The sequence below is a fragment of the Nocardiopsis sp. SBT366 genome (assembly GCF_001083815.1).
In the GTDB taxonomy this organism is placed as follows: domain Bacteria; phylum Actinomycetota; class Actinomycetes; order Streptosporangiales; family Streptosporangiaceae; genus Nocardiopsis; species Nocardiopsis prasina.
Genome location: NZ_LAVM01000152.1, coordinates 1 through 3,605 on the forward strand (window position 1 = coordinate 1; position 3,605 = coordinate 3,605).

The 3,605-nt window shown below is 68.6% G+C and carries 3 protein-coding genes; all 3 read right to left on the reverse strand.

Annotated elements, in window-relative coordinates:
• Nucleotides 1-253: 253 nt before the first annotated feature.
• From ADX84_RS24870 to ADX84_RS24880, 3 genes are read right to left on the reverse strand one after another with little or no spacing between them, the layout of a single operon-like run.
• Nucleotides 254-1,300 (reverse strand): histidinol-phosphate transaminase, encoded by a 1,047-nt coding sequence (locus ADX84_RS24870; RefSeq protein WP_049579881.1) that lies wholly within the window; start codon nt 1,298-1,300, stop codon nt 254-256.
• Nucleotides 1,297-2,346 carry a 2-ketoarginine methyltransferase gene (locus tag ADX84_RS24875; RefSeq protein WP_049579883.1) on the reverse strand — a complete coding sequence of 350 codons (1,050 nt, stop codon included), beginning with the start codon at nt 2,344-2,346 and terminating at the stop codon, nt 1,297-1,299. Before ADX84_RS24875 ends, ADX84_RS24870 begins: the two co-directional genes overlap by 4 nt.
• Nucleotides 2,347-2,397: 51 nt before the next feature.
• Nucleotides 2,398-3,063: a LysE family translocator gene (locus ADX84_RS24880; RefSeq protein ID WP_199776698.1), complete on the reverse strand. Its 666-nt coding sequence runs from the start codon at nt 3,061-3,063 to the stop codon at nt 2,398-2,400.
• Nucleotides 3,064-3,605 lie beyond the last annotated feature (542 nt).

Consider the following 3,605-nt stretch of genomic DNA (forward strand, 5'->3'; position numbering starts at 1 on the left):
TGTGGGTTGGCACCAGTGGGCACGTTCTCATCCAGCCATGAGGACCCTGTGGGGCGTAGTCCTCGTGACCGCGGGCGCCGAACTCCCCGCCCACCCACTGACGAGGACTACGCCCCACAGGGTCCTCATGGCTGGATGAGAACGTGCCCACTGGTGCCAACCCACACCGCCGCTCGTGGCTCCACAGGGGATCCCCGGGTCGTCGTCGCCCCGGGGATCCCTCGACGTACCGACCGGCAGTCCGGTCAGGGGGTCACTCCAGGGCGGGGGGCGCCGGGGACCCCTGCCTGGTCAGCTCCACCAGGAGCCCGCCCAGGAGCGCGGTCTCCTCCTCCGTGCCGACGGAGATCCGCAGCCGCCCCGGGTAGCCGAGCAGCGAGCACTCGAGCACGTGGACACCGCGTTCGGCGAGCAGCCGTTCCACGCGCACGGCCTCGGCGGGGTCCGAGCACCGCGCGATGACGAAGTTGGTCTGGGTGTGCAGGACCTCGACGAACAGGCCCGAGGCGCCGAGGAGGTCGACCAGGCGCTGACGGCCCCGGATCACCTGGGAGCGGTGCCGTTCCAGGTACGCGTCGTCGGTGATCGCGGCGGCGGCCAGGTGGAGGCTGACGGCGTCCGCCGAGTAGAAGCGCTGCCGTTCCCGCAGGCGGGCGGCGAGCAGGGGCGGGGCGGCCAGGACTCCGAGGCGCAGCCCGGCGAGGCCGAGTGCCTTGGACAGGCTGCGGAAGACGCAGAGGTTGTCCCACTCCCCCAGTCGCGGCAGGTATCCGCGCTCCTCGGAGAAGTCCACGTAGGTCTCGTCGACGCAGACGAGGTCGACCCGGGCGGGCAGCGCGTCCAGCCACTCGCCGGAGACGACGGTTCCCGTGGGGTTGTTGGGCCGGGCGACGAAGGCGACCCCGTGTGGTCCGACACGATCGGGACCGACCGTGGGCTGACCGTCCTCCCCCAGCGGCAGACGGGTGGTGGGCAGACCGTTGGTCTCGGGGCGGGTCCAGAAGGCGTCGAACCCGGGGACGGTGCACCAGACCCGGTCGGTGAGTGAGGTGAGGAGGTCGATGGCCTCGTCGACGCCGTTGGTCAGGACCAGGCACTCCGGCCTCACGTTCCAGTGAGTGGCGATCTCCCCGCGCAGCAGGGCGCTCGCTCCCCGGGGGTAGCGGTGCAGGGTGTGCTGGAGGGCGAGCAGCCGGTCGACGACGGAGGGCGGCGGCCCGACGGGGGACTCGTTGGAGCTCAGCTCCGCCGTCCTCCCCGGTACCGGCTCCCTTTCGGAGTTCGCGCGCGTCTCGATCAACGTGCACCTCCGGCGCTCACGCGCAGGCGGTATCCGAGCAGGAAGCCCGTGGAGTCGACGCGGGGGTCTGCCGTCAGCTGCTGAGCGACCTCGGCCCCCGCCTCGGCGAAGAGTTCGTGCCAGAACCGGTCCCTTTCCAGGCGCTGCTCGGTGAGGTAGTGCACCAGGAAGTACGGGTTGTAGTACGACAGGGCCAGCCGGTGCGCCATCGCGGCGCGGTCGGCGATGCGGTTGTCGACCTCGATAACGATCCAGTGCGAGTCCGGGTGGTGGGTGAACACCTCGCGCACGAGGCCGAGCACCGCCTCCCTCCCCTGCTGTTCCAGGAGCTCCTGGAGCACGAAGGCGGAGATGAAGCACACCGGTCCGGGCCCGAGGTCGAGTTCGGGCGCGTTCTCGGCACCGGCCACCCTCAGGCGGACGCGGTCGGCGAGGCCGCGCCGCCGCATGAGCTCCTCCCCCGCGCGGACGCTCGCGGGTTCCGGGTCGACTCCGATGGCCGACAGCCCGGGCAGGAGTTCCATGAGGTCGGCCAGGGAGCTGCCGTCACCGCACCCCAGGTCGACGACGGACTCGACGTCGTCACGGACTTCCCCGAGCAGTCCGACGATCACGGGATAGGCGTCGTACTGGCTGATGCCGCAGCTGCCGACCCCGACGTCCAGCCCGGACCGGGAGGCGAAGCCCGCCCCCTGTTGGAGGGTTCGGCCGAGCTGCTCGAAGGTCTGGGAGTAGCCGCCGACGAGGAGTTTGTACCAGGAGGAGAACACGGCGGTCTCCCGGGCCTTCTCCTCCATGGAGAAAACGCCGTCGTCCTCGCTGAGGTAGCCCTCGTTCGCGAGGTAGTGCAGCACCCCCTCCAGGCGCCGGGGCTGGAGGGAAAGGCTTTCCGACAGCTCTCCCACAGTTCTCGGGCCCGCGTTGAGCTCTTCATGGAGGCCGGTTTCCATGAACTGGTGGAGCACCTGCGCCAAAACGAAGTACCTGACCGGCTGCAAGGCCTCCACCAGCCTGATCTCCAGCCCCGATTTCCTGGTTTCGGGCATGACGAATCCCTTTCACGAGAAATGCACATGTTTCCCTGGAACCCGGAACTGCTAACGGCCCGGGTCGACCGTGACGACGTGCAGTGCGAGCAGGACGAGCGTCAGCCCGCAGACGATCTGGACCGTCCGGTACCACACGGGTTGGTGGAGGCGTCGGAGTGCGTAGTGGGCGAAGAAGGAGAGGAATCCGAGCCAGGTCACCACCAGGAGGCAGTCGACGAGGCTGAGCAGCATCATCGCGGGCATGGGCGCCCACCCCTGCGGAACGAACTGGGGCAGGACCGCCAGGAAGAAGAGGCCGGCCTTGGGACTCAGCAGGTCAGCGAGCAGACCCTGCCGGAACCACTTCCGCATGGACACGGGCCGGAGCCGGGTGCGACCCGAGGAGGGGGAGGCCGGTTCCGGTTCGGGATCGGGGTCGTAGGAGGGAGCGCGTTCGAGGGCGGTGCGCACCCCCAGGTAGGCGAGATAGGCGGCGCCCGCGTAGCGCAGGGCCTCGAAGGCGGCATCCGAACGTGCCACGATCGCGGCGACCCCGATCGCCGCGGCGAACCCCCACGCGAGGGAGCCCAGAGCGGCACCGAAGGAGGCCGCGAGAGCGGGACGCACCCCGTGCATGATGCCGTTCCTCAGGACGATCACGGTGGCGGGGCCCGGGGTGACGGTGACAATGAGCGAGAACACGACAAAAGATGCCAACGCCTGCTGAGCGTCCATACAACCCGTTTCGCGAGGATGCTCATTCGAATACGAATACAAGCTATAACGCACAGTGAGACCAAGCAAGGGGCCAAGGCACGGTTTCCGAAACGACCGACCCGGGAAGCATGTGCGAAATAGTGAAGTTTCGCGCTTCTTAATGGAGAATGCAGCCGCATTTAACCATTGCGTCGCGTGACTTCCGGCCATTTCGGGAGTTTCGGACGGGGCACCCGACAAAGCTGGCCAGCCAGGTGGGGCGCGGCCGCGTCGCAAGCGGAACGTCGATCCTTAGCGTGATATCACATGTACCGAAAGTAACCATGCGGACCGCAGTCGGACCTTCCCGTGCCGAACCGCGCCGACCCCCGACACCCTTCGTGTCCACCTTCGACCACCGTCCGACGCCCGACCCCGCCCGAGGCGCCGCCCACCACATCCAGCCACCTGGCTGTCGGCCTCTGCATGCCCGAAACCGTGGAGAAGTCACCCTTGACCCTGACCAGCCGTCCTTCAGTGATCATCGGGCCGGGCCACCCTGCGCTCGGCCCCTCCCGACC